Origin of the sequence: Flavobacterium agricola, from assembly GCF_025919725.1 — a bacterium.
In the GTDB taxonomy this organism is placed as follows: Bacteria; Bacteroidota; Bacteroidia; order Flavobacteriales; family Flavobacteriaceae; genus Flavobacterium; species Flavobacterium agricola.
Genome location: NZ_CP081495.1, coordinates 44,442 through 67,751 on the forward strand (window position 1 = coordinate 44,442; position 23,310 = coordinate 67,751).

General features: G+C 32.8%; 24 protein-coding genes and 1 pseudogene. 10 read left to right on the top strand and 15 right to left on the bottom strand.

All coding sequences use genetic code 11. The features are described 5' to 3' along the window. Nucleotides 1-4 precede the first annotated feature (4 nt). The 3 genes from K5I29_RS00260 to K5I29_RS00270 form a co-directional block, all read right to left on the bottom strand. Nucleotides 5-310 carry a DUF3861 domain-containing protein gene (locus K5I29_RS00260; protein ID WP_264433896.1) on the bottom strand — a complete coding sequence of 102 codons (306 nt, stop codon included), beginning with the start codon at nucleotides 308-310 and terminating at the stop codon, nucleotides 5-7. A gap of 73 nt (nucleotides 311-383) precedes the next feature. Further along, on the bottom strand, nucleotides 384-1,832 hold the full coding sequence (locus tag K5I29_RS00265) for a glyceraldehyde-3-phosphate dehydrogenase (protein ID WP_264433897.1): 1,449 nt from the start codon (nucleotides 1,830-1,832) through the stop codon (nucleotides 384-386). A 109-nt stretch (nucleotides 1,833-1,941) separates the two neighbouring features. Continuing rightward, complete coding sequence (locus K5I29_RS00270) at nucleotides 1,942-3,345, bottom strand: S1C family serine protease (RefSeq protein ID WP_264433898.1); 1,404 nt, start codon at nucleotides 3,343-3,345, stop codon at nucleotides 1,942-1,944. Between the two features lie 134 nt (nucleotides 3,346-3,479). Here K5I29_RS00270 and dapF point away from each other — a divergent pair, with 134 nt between their 5' ends. The 5 genes from dapF to K5I29_RS00295 all read left to right on the top strand — a co-directional run bounded on the left by dapF (nucleotide 3,480) and on the right by K5I29_RS00295 (nucleotide 7,777). Next, nucleotides 3,480-4,268, top strand: a complete 789-nt coding sequence (gene dapF / locus K5I29_RS00275; protein WP_264433899.1) for a diaminopimelate epimerase — start codon at nucleotides 3,480-3,482, stop codon at nucleotides 4,266-4,268. Nucleotide 4,269: 1 nt separating this feature from the next. After that, nucleotides 4,270-4,788, top strand: coding sequence for a GNAT family N-acetyltransferase (locus K5I29_RS00280; RefSeq protein ID WP_264433900.1), 519 nt, complete (start codon nucleotides 4,270-4,272; stop codon nucleotides 4,786-4,788). A gap of 14 nt (nucleotides 4,789-4,802) precedes the next feature. Then, nucleotides 4,803-5,834 carry an endolytic transglycosylase MltG gene (gene mltG, locus K5I29_RS00285; protein ID WP_264433901.1) on the top strand — a complete coding sequence of 344 codons (1,032 nt, stop codon included), beginning with the start codon at nucleotides 4,803-4,805 and terminating at the stop codon, nucleotides 5,832-5,834. A 54-nt stretch (nucleotides 5,835-5,888) separates the two neighbouring features. Beyond that, nucleotides 5,889-6,797 (top strand): YfiM family protein, encoded by a 909-nt coding sequence (locus K5I29_RS00290; protein ID WP_264433902.1) that lies wholly within the window; start codon nucleotides 5,889-5,891, stop codon nucleotides 6,795-6,797. Between the two features lie 329 nt (nucleotides 6,798-7,126). Continuing rightward, complete coding sequence (locus K5I29_RS00295) at nucleotides 7,127-7,777, top strand: peptidoglycan-binding protein LysM (RefSeq protein WP_264433903.1); 651 nt, start codon at nucleotides 7,127-7,129, stop codon at nucleotides 7,775-7,777. A gap of 32 nt (nucleotides 7,778-7,809) precedes the next feature. Here K5I29_RS00295 and K5I29_RS00300 read toward each other — a convergent pair whose 3' ends face one another. Genes K5I29_RS00300 through dnaA form a run of 5 tightly spaced genes read right to left on the bottom strand, consistent with a single transcriptional unit; the run spans nucleotide 7,810 to nucleotide 11,787 of the window. Then, nucleotides 7,810-8,523, bottom strand: a complete 714-nt coding sequence (locus K5I29_RS00300) for a sterol desaturase family protein (RefSeq protein ID WP_264433904.1) — start codon at nucleotides 8,521-8,523, stop codon at nucleotides 7,810-7,812. Between the two features lie 43 nt (nucleotides 8,524-8,566). Beyond that, nucleotides 8,567-9,289 carry an SAM-dependent methyltransferase gene (locus K5I29_RS00305; protein ID WP_264433905.1) on the bottom strand — a complete coding sequence of 241 codons (723 nt, stop codon included), beginning with the start codon at nucleotides 9,287-9,289 and terminating at the stop codon, nucleotides 8,567-8,569. 4 nt (nucleotides 9,290-9,293) lie between these two features. Beyond that, entirely contained in the window at nucleotides 9,294-9,842 is a 549-nt protein-coding gene (locus K5I29_RS00310) for an LOG family protein (RefSeq protein ID WP_264433906.1), read from the bottom strand. Nucleotides 9,843-9,873: 31 nt separating this feature from the next. Next, nucleotides 9,874-10,341: a low molecular weight protein-tyrosine-phosphatase gene (locus K5I29_RS00315; RefSeq protein ID WP_264433907.1), complete on the bottom strand. Its 468-nt coding sequence runs from the start codon at nucleotides 10,339-10,341 to the stop codon at nucleotides 9,874-9,876. 6 nt (nucleotides 10,342-10,347) lie between these two features. Then, nucleotides 10,348-11,787: a chromosomal replication initiator protein DnaA gene (gene dnaA, locus K5I29_RS00320; protein ID WP_264433908.1), complete on the bottom strand. Its 1,440-nt coding sequence runs from the start codon at nucleotides 11,785-11,787 to the stop codon at nucleotides 10,348-10,350. 180 nt (nucleotides 11,788-11,967) lie between these two features. Here dnaA and K5I29_RS00325 point away from each other — a divergent pair. Continuing rightward, nucleotides 11,968-12,373, top strand: a pseudogene (locus K5I29_RS00325) (acyl-CoA thioesterase). Here the strand turns inward: K5I29_RS00325 and K5I29_RS00330 are convergent. Together K5I29_RS00330 and ribD are read right to left on the bottom strand one after the other, a co-directional pair. Continuing rightward, entirely contained in the window at nucleotides 12,370-12,984 is a 615-nt protein-coding gene (locus K5I29_RS00330) for an IMPACT family protein (RefSeq protein WP_394358592.1), read from the bottom strand. The pseudogene K5I29_RS00325 and the gene K5I29_RS00330 overlap by 4 nt on opposite strands. Before the next feature lie 35 nt (nucleotides 12,985-13,019). Next, nucleotides 13,020-14,039: a bifunctional diaminohydroxyphosphoribosylaminopyrimidine deaminase/5-amino-6-(5-phosphoribosylamino)uracil reductase RibD gene (gene ribD / locus K5I29_RS00335; protein ID WP_264433910.1), complete on the bottom strand. Its 1,020-nt coding sequence runs from the start codon at nucleotides 14,037-14,039 to the stop codon at nucleotides 13,020-13,022. Nucleotides 14,040-14,135: 96 nt separating this feature from the next. Here ribD and prmC point away from each other — a divergent pair, with 96 nt between their 5' ends. After that, nucleotides 14,136-14,984 (top strand): peptide chain release factor N(5)-glutamine methyltransferase, encoded by an 849-nt coding sequence (gene prmC, locus K5I29_RS00340; RefSeq protein WP_264433911.1) that lies wholly within the window; start codon nucleotides 14,136-14,138, stop codon nucleotides 14,982-14,984. A 72-nt stretch (nucleotides 14,985-15,056) separates the two neighbouring features. On the opposite strand, the gene K5I29_RS00345 is transcribed toward prmC, so the two are convergent. Continuing rightward, the gene (locus tag K5I29_RS00345) at nucleotides 15,057-16,298 is read right to left on the bottom strand and encodes an ABC transporter permease (RefSeq protein WP_264433912.1); all 1,242 of its coding nucleotides are present in this window, start codon (nucleotides 16,296-16,298) and stop codon (nucleotides 15,057-15,059) included. Between the two features lie 216 nt (nucleotides 16,299-16,514). Here K5I29_RS00345 and hisS point away from each other — a divergent pair, with 216 nt between their 5' ends. Then, nucleotides 16,515-17,885 (top strand): histidine--tRNA ligase, encoded by a 1,371-nt coding sequence (gene hisS / locus K5I29_RS00350; protein WP_264433913.1) that lies wholly within the window; start codon nucleotides 16,515-16,517, stop codon nucleotides 17,883-17,885. A 78-nt stretch (nucleotides 17,886-17,963) separates the two neighbouring features. On the opposite strand, the gene K5I29_RS00355 is transcribed toward hisS, so the two are convergent. Beyond that, nucleotides 17,964-18,269 carry a hypothetical protein gene (locus K5I29_RS00355; RefSeq protein ID WP_264433914.1) on the bottom strand — a complete coding sequence of 102 codons (306 nt, stop codon included), beginning with the start codon at nucleotides 18,267-18,269 and terminating at the stop codon, nucleotides 17,964-17,966. A 192-nt stretch (nucleotides 18,270-18,461) separates the two neighbouring features. Here K5I29_RS00355 and K5I29_RS00360 point away from each other — a divergent pair, with 192 nt between their 5' ends. Next, nucleotides 18,462-19,298: an ATP cone domain-containing protein gene (locus tag K5I29_RS00360; protein ID WP_264433915.1), complete on the top strand. Its 837-nt coding sequence runs from the start codon at nucleotides 18,462-18,464 to the stop codon at nucleotides 19,296-19,298. 25 nt (nucleotides 19,299-19,323) lie between these two features. Beyond that, nucleotides 19,324-19,689: a YchJ family protein gene (locus K5I29_RS00365; protein WP_264433916.1), complete on the top strand. Its 366-nt coding sequence runs from the start codon at nucleotides 19,324-19,326 to the stop codon at nucleotides 19,687-19,689. A 31-nt stretch (nucleotides 19,690-19,720) separates the two neighbouring features. Here K5I29_RS00365 and K5I29_RS00370 read toward each other — a convergent pair whose 3' ends face one another. From K5I29_RS00370 to K5I29_RS00380, 3 genes are read right to left on the bottom strand one after another with little or no spacing between them, the layout of a single operon-like run. After that, the gene (locus K5I29_RS00370) at nucleotides 19,721-20,467 is read right to left on the bottom strand and encodes an SDR family NAD(P)-dependent oxidoreductase (protein WP_264433917.1); all 747 of its coding nucleotides are present in this window, start codon (nucleotides 20,465-20,467) and stop codon (nucleotides 19,721-19,723) included. 19 nt (nucleotides 20,468-20,486) lie between these two features. After that, complete coding sequence (locus K5I29_RS00375) at nucleotides 20,487-22,271, bottom strand: ABC transporter ATP-binding protein (protein WP_264433918.1); 1,785 nt, start codon at nucleotides 22,269-22,271, stop codon at nucleotides 20,487-20,489. Next, a complete protein-coding gene (locus K5I29_RS00380) occupies nucleotides 22,261-23,271 on the bottom strand; it encodes an LLM class flavin-dependent oxidoreductase (RefSeq protein WP_264433919.1) in 1,011 nt (336 codons plus the stop codon). The genes K5I29_RS00375 and K5I29_RS00380 overlap by 11 nt, the downstream gene beginning before the upstream one ends. Nucleotides 23,272-23,310 lie beyond the last annotated feature (39 nt).

A 23,310-nucleotide genomic window follows, 5' to 3' on the forward strand; every position in this document is an offset into this window, starting at 1 on the left:
AGGGTTATTGCTTGTTTGCTGTATTCTCTTTTATCTTTTTCATCAACTCAACAAAGGCTGGAAAAAACTCTTCAAACAACGGATTTTTTTTATTGCGTAACATAACCTCGCTAAATAATTTCAATCCTACAAAAAATTCGATTTCATCGTTTGGGTTAGAAAAACCTTGTGTGTTTTTTGTACGTTCTAAAATATTAAAAATATCATCGTGATTTTCAAAATCAAAAGTAAGGGTTTGATTGGTTGATTCTTGATTTTTAAGTTCAAGCTCGGTTAATTGCAATTGGTATTTATTAAATTTTTTAGCCATTATTTTATTTTTAAAAGTTAGTTATAAAACAAATCCCGAGCTAAACTCGGGATTTGTATATTTTGATTATCTACTAATAATAAGTATATCTACGTACTTTAGCAACATATTTTGCTAAACGAATTACTTGGTGAGAATAACCATATTCGTTATCATACCATACATAAAGTACAACATTTTTACCATCTGCAGAAACGATTGTTGCGTTACTATCAAAAATTGCAGGTTGTGATGTTCCTACAATGTCAGAAGAAACTAATTCGTTGTTTACAGAATATTTAATTTGTTCTACTAAATTACCTTGTAAAGCATATTTTTTAATGGCAGCATTAAAAGCTTCTTTACTTGTTTCTTTATTTAATTCTAAGTTTAATACAACTAATGAACCGTTTGGAACTGGAACACGAATTGCATTAGAAGTTAATTTTCCAGCTAAAGCAGGTAAAGCTTTAGCAACTGCACTTCCAGCACCTGTTTCTGTAATAACCATGTTTAGTGCAGCAGCTCTACCTCGACGGTATTTTTTGTGCATGTTGTCAACTAAATTTTGGTCGTTTGTATAAGCGTGAATAGTTTCTAAATGTCCTTTTTCAACTCCAAAAGTTTCTTCAATAGCAGCTAAAACTGGAGTAATAGCGTTTGTTGTACATGAAGCAGCCGAGAAAATATTTACCGTATCTGGGTTGTATTCTTCGTGATTTACTCCATAAACAATATTCGGACAACCTTTACCAGGAGCAGTTAAAATAACTTTAGTTGCACCTTTTGCAGTTAAATGGCGTGCTAAAGCAACATCATCTTTAAAAGCACCAGTATTGTCAATTACTAACGCATCATGAATACCATAAGCTGTATAATCAATATCTTCTGGTTGCGCTGCAGAAATCATATGAACGGTTGCGCCGTTAATAATTAACGCATTGTTTTCTACGTCTGTAACTACAGAACCAGCGAAATCACCGTGAACTGAATCGTGACGTAATAATGAAGCACGTTTTTCTAAAGAAACAGCATCATTTTTATCGCGTGTTACAATAGCGCGTAAACGTAATTGTTGTCCTTTACCTAATTTAGACATCAATTCGCGAGCAACTAAACGACCAATACGTCCAAATCCGTATAAAACTACATCTCTAGGAACAATGTTTTCACTGCCTTTCGCATCTTTTAATTTATCTACTACAAAAGCTTGTGCGCTGTTGTGGTTGTTGTCATTTAAATGGTATTCGTAAGTTAATTTACCTATGTCAATACGAGCAGGAGGTAAGTTAGAGCTCTGAATAGCTCTTGCAATTTCAACCGTATCAAAAACATTAATTGGTTTTTCTACAAATTTAGCTGCGTATTCGTGCAAGTTAATAATGTCAGAAACATTACGGTCTAAAAGAGGATTACGGAATAAAATTAATTCGATTGAACGGTCGTACCATAGGTCGCTTACAATCTTAATTAACTCCACACAAGCTTTTCTGCGATCGGCCTGAAAAGCTAATTCTTGTTCGTAATTATTAGAGGTATCCATATAAAATATTGTGTTGTTATAAATTAGTGCGAAAATACAAATTTATAATGATTTTTAGAACTGTTTATGTTATAAAAAATCCTCCTAAATTAGCTTAGGAGGATTGGGTTTATAAGATTAATTGTAATTGTTTGCCGTTTGGAGTAATAATTTCCATTCTTGTTTTTTGGCGATCTGATTTGGCTGCCAATAATTTGTTTGCATCTTGCGCTGATTTTACCAATTGTCCGTCAATACGAATAATAATGCTGTTAGTCAAAATACTTGCATATTCAATAAAATCTGGATTGGTAATTTCTGCAATTTTAACCCCATCATTGATGCGGAATTTTTGTTTATCTTGTGGAGTAATGTTTTCTAACAAGATGCCATTATAAGCAAATTGACCTAATTCTTTTTTAGATAATTTTACCTTTGCAACTATTTCTTTGCCCTTACGTAATAAGGTAATATCAATTTCTTCGTCTGGGCGTTTGCTATTTAGATACGAAGATAAGGCGCTAAAGCTATTTACCTTTTGATCGTCTAACTGAATAATTACATCACCGCTTTTAATACCTGCTTTTTCGGCACCTGAATTTGGCATTACACGGTTTACGTAAAAACCTTGTGTAACATCAAGGTTCAATTCTTTAGCAGCAGCAGCATTCAATTCTCCACCTTCAATTCCAATTGTTGCATGTTGTACATTTCCGTACTGAACCAAATCTTCAATAATTTTTTTAGTAATATTAGAAGGGACGGCAAAAGCGTAACCTACGTACGATCCGGTTGTTGAGGTAATCATGGTGTTGATTCCGATTAGTTCTCCGCGAACATTTACCAAAGCACCGCCCGAATTACCAGGGTTAATTGCCGCATCTGTTTGAATGAAAGATTGAATACCATCGTTAGTCAGGTTTCTAGCTTTTGCCGAAACAATTCCGGCTGTAACAGTAGAATTTAAGTTGTACGGATTACCAACTGCTAATACCCATTCTCCCACTCGGATTGCATCAGAATTACCAAAAACAGCATAATTAAATGTATCGTTAGTATCTAATTTTAAAAGAGCAATATCCATTTTGCTATCCGTTCCTACAACCTGGGCTTTGTAAGTTTTGTTGTTATTTAAGGTAACTTCTAATTCGGTTGCATTTTGTATTACGTGATTGTTGGTTACTACGTAACCATCTTCAGAAATTATTACTCCAGATCCGCTTCCTACTTGTTTGCGTTCTTTAGTTTGGGGTTGGTACCCGTACATAAAGTCTTGTAAGCTATACGTTTGGTATTTAGATACATTTATGTTTTTAACGTGCACCACAAAATCTAGGGCAGCTTCTGCAGCATTGCTAAAATCAGTACTTTCTGCTGCATAATTAACCGATTTAACTACCGACTGAGGTGTTTTGTTTTCCCAAACAACTGCTTGAGTATTTGTAACTTCCTTATCAAATAATAATTTATAAGCTCCTAAAGTAATCACACCACTTAACACCGAAACGGTAAATAAACTTGTAATTTTGTTCATAGTATAAATTAAAATAAGTTATTTAACATTAAATATAAAAAAATGTCAGTGCATAAAAAACCATTTAACCCGACGTTAACAGTATAAAAACTAAAATAAATAATTCGTAAATTGCACAACAATTTTAAACTTTTATGAATTTTAACTTTTATAAATACCAAGGAACAGGTAATGATTTTGTTATACTAGATAACAGACAATTAACCTTTCCCAAAAATGATACCAATTTTATAAAAAACATTTGTGACAGACGATTTGGCATTGGAGCCGATGGTCTAATGTTACTTGAAGACCAAGAAGGTTATGATTTTAAAATGGTATATTATAATTCGGATGGTAACGAAAGTTCTATGTGTGGTAACGGCGGCCGTTGTTTGGTTGCTTTTGCTAAAAAATTAAATATTATAGAAAAAGAAGCTAATTTTATAGCTGTTGATGGACCGCATTACGCAAAAATTAGTCATGATAATGTAGTTTCTTTACAAATGATTGATGTAAAAGAAATAAAAGCTACGCCAGATTATTTGTTTTTAAATACCGGATCACCGCATCATATACAAATGGTTACTAATATTGATACCTTTGATGTTAAAAATACGGGGGCTCAAATTCGTTATTCTGATTTGTACGGGCAAGTAGGTTCTAACATTAATTTTGTAGAGCAAGTAAACGAAAACGAATTTAGATTACGAACGTACGAACGCGGGGGTAGAAGACGAAACTTTATCTTGCGGTACGGCGGTGCAACTGCAGCGGCTTTAGCTTTACATTATAATAAATTAGCAACCGAAAATATGGTTGATTTATTGGTACAAGGCGGTCGTTTACGCGTAACTTTTGATGTTGCAAAAAACGGATATAAAAATGTATTTTTAATTGGTCCTGCAACTTATGTGTTTGAAGGAATTATAGAAAAAAAATAAGATGCTAAAAAACGATGTGGTTTATTTACGTGCTTTAGAACCTACCGATTTAAATTTTTTATATCAGGTAGAAAATAATACCAATTTATGGCACGTAAGCGGTACGCAAGCCCCATATAGCAAATATATTTTAGAACAGTATTTACAAAACGCAACGCAAGATATTTATCAGGCGCAACAACTCCGATTGGCTATTTGTACGGCCAATCATGAATTGGTAGGTTTACTAGATTTGTTTGATTTTTCTCCGCAAAATAGCAGAGCCGGTGTCGGAATTGTTATTGCAGAAAATAAGTTTAAACAACAAGGTTATGCCAAAAACGCATTACAATTACTTATTCAATATTGTTTTACGGTATTAAATCTAAATCAATTGTATGCCAATATTGAACAAGATAATACCGCAAGTTTAGCTTTGTTTAAAGCTGTTAATTTTGAACTTGTTGGAATTAAAAAACAATGGAACAAGCGCGGAAATCAGTTTATTGACGAGGCGCTTTATCAACTTATAAATAAATAGCACATTAATTTTTTATGAAAAAATTCATCTCATACGCATCAGTTGTCATTTTATTAGGGTTATTTATTTATGGCTTTTTTGCTTATAAAAAAGTTTTTACCGCCAATACCAATGTAAGTAAAACAACATATATATTTATTCCGAGCAACGCAAATTTTCAAACCGTGAAAGATTCGTTGGCAAAACATATTATAAACATGGACAACTTTGTTTATACTGCCGAAACTAAAGGATTTGATAAAGAATTTTACACCGGTCGTTTTGCTTTAGAGCCTAACATGAATAATTATTCTATAATTATTGCGTTAAGTAAAAACGTACCGTTACGCGTTTCGTACAACAATCAAGAAACAATTGCTGATTTAGCTAATCGTTTAGCACAACAAACCGAACCTTCGGCCGAAGATTATTTGCAAGCCTTTACCGAACCGTATTTTTTAGAAGAATTTGGTTTGAATGAAGATAATGTGCTTTCGGTTTTCATTCCGAATACGTACGAATTTTATTGGAATGTTTCTGCACCAAAAGTTCGTGATCGCTTGGTACGCGAATACAAAAAATTTTGGAATGAAGAACGTAAAGCAAAAGCAGATTCTTTAGGATTAACTCCGTTGCAAGTTGTTGCTTTAGCTTCTATTGTTCAAAAAGAAACGGCAAAAGTTGATGAACGCCCAAAAGTTGCGGGTGCTTATTTAAATAGATTAAGAATTAATATGCCTTTACAGGCCGATCCAACTGTAATTTACGCGATTAAAAAAGAATCTGGAGATTACGATCAGGTTATTAAACGCGTTTTACATAACGATTTAAAAATAAATTCGCCTTATAATACCTATGTTAATGCCGGATTACCACCAGGGCCAATTACAATGCCCGATATTTCTAGCATTGATGCGGTATTAAATGCCGAAAATCATGATTATATTTATTTTTGTGCCAGCGTAGATAATTTTGGTTATCACGTTTTTGCTTCTAATTATAACGATCATTTACGTAATGCAAGTAAATATTCTAAATGGGTTGCTTCACAAAATTATGTGCGATAACAAATTAAAAGGATTAGCTAACTAATCCTTTTTTTATATACCAACCAAAAAAATATGAAAAAAACTACTTGTTTCTGCCTACTATTTGCTTTGTTTTTTAGTGTTTTTAGCTATGCCCAAACCGAAGAACCTGAAAAATCATCTTTCTTTAAACCGTCTGATACGTTAAATGTAAAGCGCAAAAATGGTTTACTAATTGCCGAATCGGCTTTGTTTTTAACCAGCTTTGTTGTTTTAGATAAGCAATGGTACAACGGTAACGAAAAAACAAGTTTTCACTTTACTTCCAAATCCAACGAATTTGGATTGATGGACAAAATTGGACACGGTTTTTCTAGTTACAAAATTACACGTTTAACAGCTAAAGCATTTTATTGGAGCGGAGAATCTGAGAAAAAACAATTAATTTATGGAGCTGCTTTTGGTTTAGGAGCAACAACAGGTAAAGAAATTTTAGACGGATTTACGAAAGAATGGGGCTGGTCTTGGTATAATTTTGGAGCCAATTTTGTTGGTACGGGTTTATACGTAGGGCAGGAGCTATTGTGGAAAGAACAGCGTATTCAGCCCAAGTTTTCATACAACAATTCTAAAAGTAAAGGTGTTGTAACTAACACAATGGGATCAGGATATTTAGATCGGGTTTTAAAAAATTACGACGGACAAACGTATTGGTTGTCTTTTAATGTCAATTCATTTGCAAAAACAGATTACATTCCCAATTGGTTAAACTTTTCTGTTGGTTATGGTGTTGATGGTTATTTACATAATGCCGATGCAACTATTTTGCCCACACGTTCTAAAAGCTTGTATTTAAGCTTAGATGTGGATTTGACCAAAATAAAAACAAAATCTCACTTTGTAAATACCTTATTGGTACTATTTAATAGTGTAAAAATACCAGCTCCTACCTTAGAAATTAATTCTAAAAAAGGAACTTTTGGACATTATATGTATTTTTAGAGGCGTTAAAAATCGTTTAAATGTGTTAAAATCAGGTTCAAAATGTTAAAATAATATAATTTTGTGCCTTTTTTTTACTTAAAATAAATTCTTAATATTAAAATAACATTAGAATTGATTGTTCTACGCCATTGATTTTTTATATTTAATTTAAATTTCCAGTTTAAAAATTTTTGACCCCTATAAAAAATAGGGGGTACTTCTAAAATAAATTCACAAACGTTGTTTTTGTGTTTTTATTAACTACTTGATTTTCAACCTTTGTTTTTTTTTATATATTTGCACCGAGAAATTTCAAGATGGTGACAGGGCTTGAGAAATCAAAATTTATGACAAAAAAGACTAAGTATGTGCTTGCTACCGTGATTATAGCATCATTTTTTTCTACAGGTTTTAAAAGCTTAGATAATTTTGATCTTGACACAAACACAGTTGAAGGTTTTTATATTGATGACTCGGAAGTGTTTGAACCAACAGTAGCTACAGAAAAAGTTGAAACAGAAAAAACTTTTTTTAAATTACCGTATACCGGTAAATCGTTCATTGCTTTTAAAGAAGCAGTTGCTTTTAAAGAATCTATGGGACTTTATCACTTGATAAATTCGTACGGATATATGGGTAAATACCAATTTGGTAAAACCACTTTAAAAGGTGTTGGAATTAATGACTCGTCAGAGTTTTTAAAATCTCCAGAATTACAAGAAAAAGCTTTTAGAGCTTTAGTTTCTAGAAACAAATGGGAACTACGTAATGAAATTAAACGTTACAACGGTAAAGTTATTGGTGGCGTTAAAATTACAGAATCAGGTTTAATTGCTGCAGCGCATTTAGGTGGTGCAGGTTCAGTAAAGAAATTTTTACGTACAGGTGAAGTTTTTCATGATGGATACGGAACTTCAATTAAATCGTACTTGCAACGATTTGCAGATTATGATACATCTGGCATCGTTGCTAACAAAAATGCAAAAGTTAAAGTTTAATAAAAAAGTCGAAACCTTGGTTTCGACTTTTTTTATTTCTTTTTATCCTTGGTGTTAAAAACCTTGTCCCAAATTGTTGTATAAAAACCAAAGTTTACATTACAATCTATGTGGTGTTGGTTATGAAAACGAGCCGTGCCTATGTATTTAATAACAAATTTAGGTGGGTATTTGTAATCTTTACTAAAATGACCAATTGTACCCCAAATTAAGTTAATAAGTAAATATATAACGATGCTTAAATAATTAAAGGGATAAAATACTAAAGGAATCATTAGTAATAAACCAAACCCAAATGATTCAAGCGGACTTAAAACAAAAAGACTTAACTCATTAACACCAATATGTTTATGATGGCTTTTATGAATTAATTTAAACAATAACTTATTGTGTGCTATTCTATGAAAAAAATACATCAAAAAGTCAATCAGTAAAATTAAAAGCACAACTTCTATAAAAATATTAATTACTGAAGTTGCTTTAAAATTTATAAACAGTATTTTTTCATTATAAAGTAATGCAACTAACACAAAAATTAGTGCATTACAAAGCAATGTAGAACAAGTTAAAATTAGATCCGAAGTGACTATTTTTTGATAATTATTTACCTTAACTGTTTTGCTTGTTAACTTGTGCCATAAAAGATAGAAAGATATTGAAATGACTATAAAACAGATATTCAGAAATATTGCAAACAGAAATTGATCTGCATAGCTTTGATCAACTATTTTTAATAATTCATTCATCTTTATCACTTTGTAAGTACTTAGTTCAATTAACGCTTAATTATTATTTAAAATTGTGAATAACAAAAATACAAGGGCGTTTGTGTAAATCTACATTTATTTTTTTCCACTGGCTAGCTGGTGCCGTTTTTATAAATTCGGTTGGTAAAGTAATATCGCAAGCTACGCAGATTTGCGTATTGGGCTGTAATATTGCAATTAAATCTTCTAGAATATTATTGTTTCTGTACGGAGTTTCAATAAATATTTGCGATTGATTTTTATCGGTAGATAATTTTTCTAATCTTTTTAGCTCTTGCTTTTTTTCTGACTTATCAATTGGTAAATACCCGTTAAAGGCAAAACTTTGCCCGTTCATTCCAGAAGCCATCATGGCTAATAATATGGATGATGGACCAACTAATGGTATAACCTGAATGCCATTTTCGTGCGCTAATTTAACTACTGCAGCTCCAGGATCTGCAACACCCGGACATCCGGCATCACTCATTAATCCCATGTTTTTTCCTGCTAATAAAGGAGCTATAAAACTTTTAATATCTTTATCGTCTGTATGCTTGTTTAATTCAAACAAATTTAAACTTGCCTGAACTTTGTTCGGATTTATAGCTTTAATAAACTTTCTAGCAGTTTTACTGTTTTCAACCACATAATCATCAATAAAATCCATAGTTCTGGCTACGGTAGCCGGTAAAACTTCATTCGGATCGTTATCGCCTAACATTACCGGTAGTAAATACAATTTTCCTTTTAGGTTTGTTTGCATCGTTTTATTGTTTTTTGTGGTTAATCATTCTGTTTAGCAAAGATTCGTAATCGGCATCAATTATCACCAAATCAAAATGTTTTTGATGGAGTAATCCTGTTTTTACGCAATTTTCTAGAAACTGAAACAAGGGCGTATAATAATTATCAATATTGTAAAAAGCAATGGGTTTGTTAAGTTGTTCTACTTGAGCCAAGGTAATTACTTCAAAAATTTCTTCTAAGGTACCAAATCCGCCGGGTAACGCAATAAATCCATCAGCTAATTCAATCATTTTGTATTTACGCTGACTCATGTTTTCTGTAATAATGAGTTCGGTAATATCTGAATTTGCTATTTCTTTATCTACTAAAAACTTTGGCATTACTCCAATAACTTGCCCGCCGTTTTGCATGGTTGTTTGCGCTACGGCGCCCATAATACCTATTTTGGCACCGCCATAAATAACTTGAATGTTTTGTTGGGCTAAATAGGTGGCTAATTGTTTGGCCTTTTCTTCATAAATAGGTTGGTTACCTAATTTAGCTGCACAATAAATGGCTACTGATTTCATGAAATGTGTATTAAAAACAAAAAAGAACGCTTTATTTTGCGTTCTTTAATTTATGTATAATTTTATCACAAGCTTGATCTAACAGGTTGTAAACGGTAGTAAATCCTGATGTGCCGCCGTAATACGGATCTGGTACTTCTCGATTTTCTTCAGGATATATTTCGTTTAAAATAATTTCAACTTTTGCTCTTGTTGCGTCATTAGGAGCTAATTTCATTACATCTTTGTAATTAGATTGGTCCATTACGTATATGTAATCAAAAGCATTAAAATCTTCTACCGTAAACTGACGCGCTTTTTGGTTACTAATATCAATCCCATTTTGTTTAGCGATTGCAATAGAACGTTCGTCTGGTTGTTTGCCAGAGTGCCAAGCAGCTGTTCCGGCAGAATCAACTTTAACTTGCATTTCAGGTTCAATTTTAGATTCCAAAATGCCATGAGCTAATGGAGATCTGCAAATATTACCTAAACAAACCATTAAGACTTTTGTGCTCATATTTAATTACATAGAAAGTTTAATTTTTATGTCTTCGGCGTATTTTTTAAATTCTTTATCGGTTTCGATTAGGTTATTCACGGTTTTACATGCGTGTAATACGGTTGCGTGATCGCGATTACCAATTTGTGCACCAATGCTTGCTAACGAGTTTTTGGTATATTGTTTGGCAAAATACATAGCCAATTGTCTGGCTTGAGCAATTTCGCGTTTGCGTGATTTTGATTTTAAAACATCTAAATCAATTTTAAAATAATCAGCAACGGTTTTTTGAATTAAATCTACCGAAAGTTCTTGTTTTACATTTTTAACAAATTTATCAACAACGGTTTTCGCTAAATCAATGTTTACTTCTAAATGATTAAAAGATGCCTGTGCCATTAATGAAATTACAGAACCTTCTAATTCACGTACGTTTGATGTAACGTTTTCGGCAATGTACTGAATTACTTCTTCAGACATGCTTACGCCATCACGATATAAAATGTTTTTTATAATGTTGATGCGCGTTTCTAATTCCGGATGCTGAATTTCGGCAGTTAACCCCCATTTTAAACGAGATAATAAACGTGCTTCAATATCTTGCATATCAACCGGTGCTTTATCCGAAGTTAAAACAACCTGTTTTCTGTTTTGATGTAAGTAATTAAAAATATGGAAGAAAACTTCTTGCGTACCTGTTTTACCAGATAACATTTGAATATCGTCAATAATTAATACATCTATTAATTGATAGAAGTGAATAAAATCAATTCTAGCTTTTCTGCGAATGGCATCTTGATATTGTTGCGAAAAAACTTCAGCACTAATATATAATACGGTTTTATCCGGATGTTTCTCTTTTACTTCAACACCAATGGCATGTGCCAAGTGCGTTTTACCTAATCCTACACCCCCATAAACTAAAAACGGGTTAAACGATGTTTCACCCGGACGATTTGCAACTGATTTACCTGCAGAGCGTGCCAAGCGATTCGAATCTCCTTCAACAAAATTTTCAAAGTTGTAGTTTGAATTTAGTTGTGAGTCGATATGAATGTTTCGTATTCCCGGAATTACGAATGGGTTTTTTAATTCTGGATCGCGATTTTCAAAAGGTGCCTCTACTTCTTGTGGCTGAACTGCCTCGCGATTTTTACTAGGAATTTGTTCTGTATATGGAATTTTATCACCCCCTGTGTTTTCCATTTTAATATTATACAGTAACTTCGCTCCCGGACCTAATTCCCTTGTTAAAGCACTTTTCAGAAGTTTAACATAATGCTCTTCTAACCACTCGTAAAAAAATTTACTTGGTACCTGAATATATAATGCATTATCATCAAGCCTAACAGCTTGTGTAGGCTCAAACCAAGTTTTATAAGCTTGATCTTGGATATTGTCTTTAATGTAGGCAAGACATCTATCCCAGACTGATTGTGCGGTTATATTTTGTAATTCAGGCATGTTAAAATGTTATTTTTGTGTATTACAATTAGTTAACTAAATAACTTATTGGGGGAAATTAGGTTTACAAATATGTATATAAAAATCAATATAAAAAAAAAAAAAAATGTATTGCTTTTAAAGAATTTTAATCGTATGCTTTTAATAAAAAAATTAATATAAAATTAACAATTTAGAAATATGAAAATTCACGAAATTCAAGTTCGCGTGCGATATGCCGAAACGGATAAAATGGGGGTTGTTTATCACGGAAATTATGCGCAATTTTTTGAAATGGGACGCGTGGAATGGTTAAGAAACATGGGCATTTCTTATAAATCTATGGAAGAAAGCGGCGTTATGTTGCCTGTTGTTTCTTTATCAATGAATTATAAAAAACGCATATTATGATGACCTATTAATTGTAAAAACCATTTTCAAATCTCAGTCCTCGGTTAAGATAGAATTTGACTATGAAATATACAATGAAAAGGGCGATTTGCTAACCACTGCGAACTCCATTTTGGTTTTTGTAAATATGCAAAGTGGACGCCCAACTTTACCACCAGAGTATGTTTTAGAAAAACTTAAAAATTTAGAAAATTAGTTTTCTTTTTCTTTAATTTTTATTTCATACATCGTATCAAAAATGTCGAAAATGGTTTCGGCATTTTTTTTTCGTACCGAAATTTCTATTTCGCAATCCAATTCCAATTTCTGGTTTACAACATCAATATTTTTTTCTTTAATCACACGCATTACACGATTCATGTTTTTATAATCAAACTTTATTATATAATGCTTATTAATTGTTTTCTCTTCAATATCAGCTTCTTCTAAAGCCATTTTAGCCGTTTCTCGGTAAGCAACAATTAAACCACCAACGCCTAATTTAACACCACCAAAGTAACGTACTACAATAACTAAAATATTGGTTAGATCAAACGATTGAATTTGACCATAAATTGGAGCACCTGCCGTATTGCTAGGTTCCCCGTCATCATTGGTTCGGTGGTAAACATCCGAGGTGCCAACCTGAAAGGCATAGCACCAATGGCGTGCGGTATTATGTTCTTTTTTTACCTGCTCAAGTAATTCTTTTACCTGATTTTCATTTTCTACAGGAAAAGCATAACCAATAAACTTGCTGTTTTTTTCTTTATATATAACTTCTGGAGTTGGTGCGTTTATTGTTCTGTAAGTATCTTTTTCCAAAATATTTGATTACGTGTTAAAAAAATACGAACAACGTATTATTTTGTGTTTTTAAATGTAATAATTTGATCTGATTTTAATTGTTGATGCTTATATAGCGTTTCGGATAATGTGGGAGCTGCTATGCCGTTAGGTAAAAAAGTTTTACCTATGCAAACATAAGCTTCATCCCACAAATTACTAGCTATAAAAGTTTGTAAAGTTTGCGTACCGCCTTCAATAATAACCGACTGAATATTGTGCTGATATAAAACGTTTGTAATTTGGTTAGCAATGGGTGCATTAAAATCTATTTGTTCCCAACAAGTGTTTTTTTCTTGTTTGCTAACTTGCGCGTTTAATATAATGGTTTTAACCTGATTGTCCAAAACTTGGTACTGATTCGAAATTTTTAATTGTTGGTCTAAAATTACACGAACCGGTGATGCACCAAAATAATCGCGTGTATTTAACTTCGGGTTATCTGCCAAAACGGTGTTTGTACCAACCAAAATAGCTTGCTCTTCGCTACGTAATTTATGTACCCACTGGCGTGTAAATGGGGTAGTTAACCAAACTGGTGCTTGTTCCTTTTTAGTTAATGGTGCAATAAAGCCATTTAATGTTTGTGCCCATTTTAAAATAATATAAGGACGTTTTTTTTGATGAAACGTAAAAAAGCGCTTGTTCGCTTCCCAGCAATCGTTTTCTAAAACACCAACCTGAACTTCAATTCCAGCTTCTCGTAGGCGCTGAATTCCTTTTCCAGAAACTTCAGCAAACGGATCTATCATACCAACTACCACCTTTTTAACTCGATTTTTTATAATCAAATCACAACAAGGCGGGGTTTTGCCAAAATGCGAACATGGCTCTAAGCTAACATACAAAGTTGCATCAGCAAGCAACGTTTTATCTTTAACCGTTGCAAAAGCATTTACTTCGGCGTGTAATCCGCCGTAGGCAGAAGTAAAACCTTCTCCAATAATTTTATCGTTATAAACTAAAACAGCGCCAACGGCTGGGTTGGGCATAGCTGCTGGTAAACCGCTTTGTGCAATTTCCAAGCAACGTTTCATATAAAATTCGTCTTTGTTTATCATGTAAAATAAATTAGAACCGAAATTCGGATGTTTAATTTAGCTGCCTTATTTTTGTACATTAAATAAAGGGCTATGGTAATTAAAACATACAGAGATCAATTTAGGGCAAAGTTACTAGATTTATATGATGAAACAGAAGTTGATAACTTTTTTTATAGGTTGCTTGATGCATATACTGATGTTAAAAAATATCAATTAGCTATAGAACCTGAACTTTGTTTTACTACCGAACAAGTTGATTTGTTTAACCGAGCTTTAGATTTGTTGCAGAACTTTACGCCGATTCAGTACATTGTTGGGCATACGTATTTTTACGAAGGTTTTTTTAAAGTTGATAGCAATACGTTAATTCCAAGACCGGAAACAGAAGAATTGGTTGATTTAATTATTAAAAATCACACAAACCAACCGCACATAAAAGTTTTAGATATTGGTACTGGTTCGGGTTGTATTGCCATTTCATTAGCTTCTTATTTACCACAAGCACAAGTTACCGCTTTTGATGTGTCTGAAAAAGCTTTAGTAATTGCTGCTGAAAATGCTAAATTGAATAAAGTACAAGTTGCTTTTCAGCTTCAAAATATTTTAACTACGCAACATCTAGAAAATAAATATGATATTATTGTTTCTAATCCGCCCTATGTGCGTAATTTAGAAAAACAAGAAATTAAGCCCAATGTTTTAGAGCATGAACCGCATTTGGCTTTGTTTGTTGAAGACGATAATCCGTTATTGTTTTATAAAAAAACAACCGAATTGGCTTGTACGGCGTTAACTAATAAAGGCGTATTATATTTTGAAATCAATCAATATTTAGGTCCAGAAACGGTTGCTATGATTCAAAAATTTAATGTGTTTCAATCCGTAACTTTATTGCAAGATATGTTTGGTAATGACCGCATCATTGTGGCTAAAAAATAAAAAAAGCATCTCAGTTTTAAATTAACTGAGATGCTTTTTTTACAATATATAAAAAACGAAAACTCCTAAATTTTATTCGTAGCGTAAAGCTTCAACCGGATCAAGTTTACTTGCTTTAATTGCCGGAATTAATCCAGATAAAATAGCAACAACCCCGCTAATAATAACGGCCCATGAAATGGCATTCCACGGAATGTTAAAATCAAAATCTAATCCTTTTGCTACTAAAAAACCAATCAACACGCCGTTGCAAATTCCTAAAATTCCGCCCATAAAAGAAATTACTAAAGTTTCAGTAAAAAATTGCATGGCAATCGTACGGCTGTTAGCACCTAACGATTTTCTAATACCAATTTCTCTGGTTCTTTCGGTTACCGAAACCAGCATAATATTCATTAATGCAATGGATGATCCCATAATGGTAATAATTGAAATTACCCAAGCACCGCCTTCTAACGCATTTAAATTACTTGTTAAACTACGTAAGGTGCTGTCACTGCGCTCAATACCAAAGTTTGTTTCGTTAGTTGGGGTTAAGTTTCTAACATTACGCATGGTTAAAGTTGCTTGATCAATAGCTTCATCAATCAAATTTTTATCAGGCATCAAAACATCAATTTGATAATTTGTATTCGGACTCGAAAATATTGAACGCGCATTGTGAATCGGAATTAACATACGATTATCTTCATTATTACCAAAGGTTGAACCAATTGGTTTTAGAACGCCAATAACTTTAAATTTGTTTCCGCGAACAGAAATGGTTTTGTTTAATCCAGAACCTTCTTTAAATAAAGCTTTTTCTAAATCAGAACCTATAATACAAACATTTAAATTGTTATCTATTTCAATGCCCGAAAAGTTACGGCCCTGAACAACTTCTAATCCTTTGGTAGCTACATAACCAGCATCAACCCCAAGAACCGAAACTTTAGGATCGGTTTTTATGTTGTTGTACTTAATTTCTGATGTTTGATTGGCATTAAAATATACAGCCGTTGTGGCAAACGGATAGGCATAATTTTCTTTAAATTGCTGTGCTTCCGAAAATGAAATACGCGGATTTACTTTTTTGTTGCTTTGTCCGCTTTTAATTTGATCAGAAAAATCATATTGCGAAATATTAAACGTATTGGCGCCCATAGATGCAAAATTATTGGTCATGGTGTTTTTTAAAGCACCAACAACCGTTAAAATAGCAACCAACGCTAAAATACCGATGGCAATAATTAAAACCGTTAAAATAGTACGCAACAATTGCGAACGAATTGCACCTAAAGCAATTTTAGTATTTTCTATAACTAATCCGATCATATTCTATTAGTATAATTTTAATAGATATTGTTACAACATTTTTAAAAAAATCTGACCAAAAATCTTCAAAAAATTAAGATATTTGTATAAAGTTAATAAATGTGCCGTTTTGCACGGCTTGTTAGTTAACTTTAAACTTGTTTGGTTTGTGTTTTACCATAAAAACCAAATTGTAACAACCTATAATAATTAAGCTAAATTTTAAAACCAATTAAAATGGCAAAACCAGGAATTCCAAAAGGTACTCGTGATTTTTCACCAGCAGAAGTTGCAAAACGCACCTACATTATAAATACAATTAAACAAAATTTTGAAAAATTTGGGTACCAACCCATAGAAACTCCATCGTTCGAAAATTCAGAAACCTTGTTAGGAAAATACGGTGAAGAAGGAGATCGATTAATTTTTAAAATTTTAAATTCTGGTGATAAAGTTAAAAAGGCCGATTTACAAGCTTTATCAGAAAACAATTTGGCACGTTTTTCTAATTCCTTGTCAGAAAAAGCGTTGCGATATGATTTAACTGTGCCTTTTGCACGTTACGTGGTGCAACATCAAAATGAAATTGAATTTCCGTTCAAACGTTATCAAATTCAACCCGTTTGGCGTGCAGATAATCCACAAAAAGGACGTTTTCGTGAATTTTACCAATGTGATGCAGATGTTGTGGGTTCTAAATCCCTTTGGCAAGAAGTAGAATTGGTGCAACTTTATGATGCCGTTTTTACTGCTTTAGATTTAAAAGGTGTTACCGTAAAAATTAACAACCGTAAAATATTATCTGGTATTGCTGAGGTAATTGGTGCATCAGATAAATTGATTGATTTTACTGTTGCTTTAGATAAATTAGATAAAATTGGTGAAGATGGGGTAAAAGCAGAAATGCTTGCTAAAGGAATTGCTGAAGATGCCATTCAAAAAGTACAACCGTTATTTAATTTTACAGGAACAACTAACGATAAATTAGAAAAATTAGCCCAACTTTTACAAACCTCTGAAGAAGGAATGAAAGGTGTTGAAGAATTACGTTTTATAACCACCAATGCTGAAAAATTAGGTTTACAAACCGCAGCTTTAGATTTAGATGTAACTTTAGCACGCGGTTTAAATTATTATACCGGAGCTATTTTTGAGGTTGCTGCTCCTAAAGAAGTTAAGTTAGGATCTATTGGCGGCGGTGGTCGTTATGATGATTTAACTGGTATTTTTGGTTTAAAAAATGTTTCGGGTGTTGGAATTTCGTTTGGTTTAGATCGTATTTATTTGGTTTTAGAAGAATTAAATAAATTTCCAGAAACCGTAACGGTAACTTCTCAAGCTATTTTCTTAAACTTAGGTGATGCAGAAGCTTTTTATGCCATGCAAGCCATTACAACCTTACGTCGTGCAGGTTTAAAAGTAGAAATGTACCCCGAAGCTGCAAAAATGGATAAACAATACAAACATGCAGAACGCCGTAACATTCCAATCACAATTACAGCAGGAAAAAATGAAATAGAAAAAAATATTTTTACTGTTAAAAACTTACAAACCGGTGACAAAACCGAAGTTACATTACAAGAACTACAACAATTGCTAACAAAATAAAATAAAAAAAGCGCTACTAAGTTTAGTAGCGCTTTTTTTATTGTAACAACATTCCGCAAGTAGTTTTTTAAACAAATTTTAATTAAAATTTAAAATGTGAATATTTTCGTGATTAATATGTAAATCAATAATATCTCGGTATGAGGTTTTACATGTAATAGCATTGCTCCAAAACTTGTTTTCAAAAGCATAAAGCATTTCTAAAATTTCGTTATCCAATAAGGCAACGTTTAATACAAAAAAATGAAGTTTACAAATTTCACATTCATCTGCAGGTAATTTTGCATTATAAATGTCAAAGTTGTGTCCTTTTTTTATACATTGTTCGGTAATGTAAACTAAATAATCGTATTCGTTTGCTATTTGCGTTTCTAATAAAGCCATTATATTATATTTATAAGTTATGTATTAAAATTATTACTAATTTATTAATCTAAACGGCTAAGAATACGAATTAACAAAACCATTTTTTAAACGTACCTAATATCAATTTAAAAAGCATGAATGTTTTTTTTTAACGTGTTTAAAATCAATTTGTTCGGTGTTTTTTAATGTTGTAATAATTTATTTACAAATATGATGCATGTTGTGAAATATTCGGGAGAAGAAGTTCCTTTTAATAGTGATATTTTTAAACGTTCTATTTTAAAATCGGGTGCTACGCAAGAACAAGTAAACCAGCTTTTTACTCGAATAGAAGATAAAATATACGACGGAATTACTACCCAACAACTTTATGTTTTAGCATTTAACGAGCTGTATAAATTAAAAAATTCGTTTGCTGCACGTTACAGCCTTAAAAAAGCATTACGCGAGCTTGGGCCCGAAGGTTATTTTTTTGAAGATTGGGTAGGTAAGTTGTTTGCCCAATTAGGATATCAAACTACAACGGGTAAAACCTTGCAAGGTGAAGCAGTAACGCACGAGGTTGATGTAATTGCTATAAAAAACAAAACATTAAATCTTTGCGAATGCAAGTTTAGAAACGATGTTGATGCAAAAATTAGCGTAACCACGCCCATGTACTTTTTATCTCGATTCAATGATTTAAAAAATAATGAGTTTCATTTTTTTAATGAAACCTTAAAACCCAATTTAGGTTGGGTTATTACAAATGCCTATTTTACACAAGATGCAATTGCATTTGCAAATCATTACGGTGTAAAATTACTTTCTTGGGATTATCCCGAAGGAAATTCTATAAAAAACATTGTTGATCAAACCCGATTTTATCCAATAACCTGCTTAACAACCTTAACCGATTACGAAAAAAAGTTTTTGCTAAACCAAAACGTAGTTTTAGTTAACGATATTTGTAAACATCCGGACAAGCTTGCCGGAATAAACTTTACAGAGGAGAAGGTTGATGCGATAATAAAAGAAGCTAAAGAACTTATTAGTTTTAATATATAACGTATTTTTGTAAATAAATATCAGAATGAATTGCCCTTGTTTTTCAGGTTTGCCTTATGCAAATTGTTGTGAACCTTACCATATCCATGTTCAAAACGCACCAACACCTTTAGCTTTAATGCGATCGCGTTATAGTGCTTTTGCTACGCATAACGCAGATTATTTGATGCGAACAACTTTACCAGCCAAACGCAAGTTTCATGATAAGTTAGATTTATTAGATTGGGCCCAACAAAATACTTGGACCAATTTAGAAATTGTAGAAGCAGTTGATAATATTGTAGAATTTAAAGCGTATTACACCGATGTGAGTGGAAAACCACAAATTCAGCAAGAGCGCTCACGCTTTCAAAAATTATCCGATAAATGGTTTTATGTAGATGGAATATAAAAAAATCCTGAGCTTGTTGCTCAGGATTTTTTTATTCTCTATAAAAGGTTCTTCCGTCTCCTTGTGCTTTTGGAAAAACAGTAATATCTGCAATTTGTACATGTTCTGGCTGATCTAAAACAAAAGCAATTGTTTCTGCAATATCTTCGCCAACCAATGGTTCATATCCTTTATAAACATCAGCAGCTTTTGCTGCATCACCTTTAAATCGAACTAAAGAAAATTCAGTATCAACTGCTCCTGGAGCAACTGCTGTAACTTTAATGCCGTGTGGTAATAAATCCAAACGCATACCTTTGGTTAAAGCTTCTACCGCCCATTTAGATGCACAATAAGTTGCGCCATTAGCATAAACTTGTTTTCCGGCAATAGATGAAAGGTTTATAATATGCCCTGATTTTTGTTGTAATAAATAAGGTAAAACAGCTTTGGTGACGTACATTAAACCTTTTACATTAATATCAATCATTGCTTCTAAATCATCTAGTTCGGCATCCTGAAAACTTGCTAATCCGTGCGCATTACCTGCGTTATTAATTAAAACTTCAATGTTTTTCCACTCGTTAGGTAAATTGGTAATGGCATTAAAAACTGCATCTTTATTAGCAACATCAAAGCTTAATGTATGTACTTGGGTAATTTTGCTTAATTGAGCAGCAACTTCTGCAAGTTTTTCGGTTCTGCGTCCGCACAAAATTAATTTGTATTTCGGCGCTATTTTTTTGGCTGTTGCCAAACCAATGCCCGAGGTTGCTCCTGTTATTAAAGCTATTTTCATGATAGTAAAATTAAATTATTTATTCGTCTTCAAAAGTTTTGGCAATTTTTTCAATATTTAAGCTTCGTGCAGAAGCATCAAAAATTTCTTTATAAACGCCGTTTTGGTTGTAAATTTCTTCGTGCTTGCCAGATTCGGTAACACGGCCAGCTTTCATGGCATAAATATAATCGGCATCAATAATTTGTGAAATGGAATGCGATATAATAACCACCGTGCGTCCTTTTTTTATTGCATCTAAACTATTTTTTATTTGTTCGGTTGCAATGGCATCTAAACTTGCGGTTGGCTCGTCTAAAAATATTATAGGTGGATTTTTTAAAAACATACGTGCAATAGCTATCCGCTGTTGTTGCCCGCCTGATAAGTTTAAAGCTTTGGTTTGATAACCTAATGGTAAATTAATAATCTGGTCGTGAATGTAAGCTTTTTTAGCTGCTTCAATTACTTCTTCATCAGTTGCATTAATTTTTCCGTACCTAATATTTTCTTCAATTGATCCGTTAAAAATATGATTTTTTTGAAGAACCAGCCCGATGTTATCTCGCAAAAATTTGGTGTTGTATTGGTTTAAATCTACACCATCTAACAAAATAGTTCCGTGGTTTGGGTTGTAAAACTTATCTAATAAATTAATTATTGTGCTTTTACCGGCTCCTGATAAACCTACTAGAGCAGTAATTTTATTAGGTAAAATTGTCATGTTTATATCGTGCAGTGCTTCGGTACCGTTAGGATAAGTAAAGCTTACATTTTGTAAAGTAAATTCACCTTTTAATTGAGCAGGAGCATAAGTTCCGGTATTTTCTGTTTGATGATCGGCGTTAAGTATATCAAAAAAAGTTTCAGAATAAATCATAGCATCGTTCATTTCATCATAAATGCGATGCAGTTGCCTAATTGGTGCCGAAACATTTCCGAAAAGCATAATGTGAAACATTATGGCACCTACGGTCATTAAGTCGGTTAATACCAAATATACCGTTAATATGATGATGATTACAACGCCGAATTGTTCTACAAACGATTTTATTCCATCGTAAATAAAATTTGTTTTTCGGGTTTGTAGCTGATTTTCGGTAAGCTGTGTTTGTAAATCCAATTGCTTTTTAGATTCAATTTTTTCACGGTTGAATGATTTGATAACCGTAATAGAATCTATAATGCTAATAATGCCTTGCGATTTGCTTTCTCGAAAACCACGCATGTTTCTGCGCCATCCGCTTAATTTTTTTGCTTGATTTTGAGTAATTAAAAAATAAATAGGAACTAAAATTAAACCGACCATGCCCACCCAAACATTGGCCTGAAACATCATTATTAAAGCTACAATGGCATTGGCGAATAAGGGCAAAATATCGATAAAAAAGTTTTGTACCAATCGGGTTAAACTTTCTATTCCTCGGTCAATACGCGTTTGTAACTTGCCTGATTCGTTATCATTCGCAGTAAAAAAAGCTAATTTGTAGGTTAGAATTTTATCTATGATGCGCTGCGCTAAATCGCGCGAAACCAAAATTCGTAACTTCTCACCAAAATATTTTTGTCCAAACTGTACAAATGCATTAACTACTTCTTTAGTAATTAAAATTACAGATATCCAGGTTAATAAATTAAGCCCTTTTTTAAGTTTGTCTTCTACATGCAATAAATCAGAAATATGATCTACCGTATAACGAAGCACCCAAGCATTAACCTGAGCTGCAAACGAACCAATTAAGGTTAATAATAAAGTTGCAACTACAAGTTTATGGTATGGTTTTACAAACGGGCTTAAATTTTTAAACAGCAGTTTAACGGTCATTGTTTATGTTTTGCATCACTTTTTGCATGATTTCAGTACTTTGTAAACGTTTATCAAAATCGTAAATCTGACTGGTAATCATAATTTCGTTTACTTGGGTTTTGTTAATAAACCCTTTTAGTTCTTCTGTTATTTTTTGCGCATCTCCTATAAAACTACAATTTAGCATTTGTTCTACATGAAAACGTTCTATGTCATTCATACCATATAAAACTTCTAAATCTGGTGCTTGCATGGGTTGGCGCGTATTTCTAATAATGTTTAAAAAATTTTGGTACAAGCTGGTTGATAAAAACTCGGCTTCTTCTGTAGTTTCGGCAGCAATTGCATTTACACAAGCCATGGTATATGGTTCTGGGTTTTCTGGACTTGGGCGGTAATTTTCGGTGTAAAACTTAAACGCATCATACATCATTTTCGGAGCAAAATGTCCGGCAAATGCATAAGGTAATCCGTAAGCAGCTGCTAAAGCTGCGCTTTCTGTGCTCGAACCTAATATCCAAATTGGTATTGATAAACCTTCGCCCGGAAAAGCACGAACTTTACTTGAGCTATTATCTGCCGATAAATATTGTTGTAATAACGAAACATTTCTTGGAAATTGTTGCGACTGCGCATAAAAATCAGAGCGAATAGCCATGGCTGTTTCGCCATCGGTTCCTGGTGCGCGTCCTAAACCTAAATCTACACGACCGGGAAATAAACTTTCTAACGTACCAAATTGCTCAGCAATTACTAAAGGCGAATGGTTGGGTAACATTACTCCGCCCGAACCTACACGTATTTTTTCGGTTTTAGACCCAACGTACGAAAGCATTACAGAAGTTGCCGAACTGGCAATATGTTCCATATTATGATGCTCGGCCATCCAAAAACGTTCAAAACCTAATTTTTCGCAAAATTGCGCTAAAGTTGTGGTTTGGTTTAAAGTTTGGTTAACTGTTGTATTATCAGCCACAATGGCTAAATCTAATATGGATAATTTTATTTTGTTGTTCATAATTAGAATCATTTTAATTGTAAAAATTACTTAAAATAG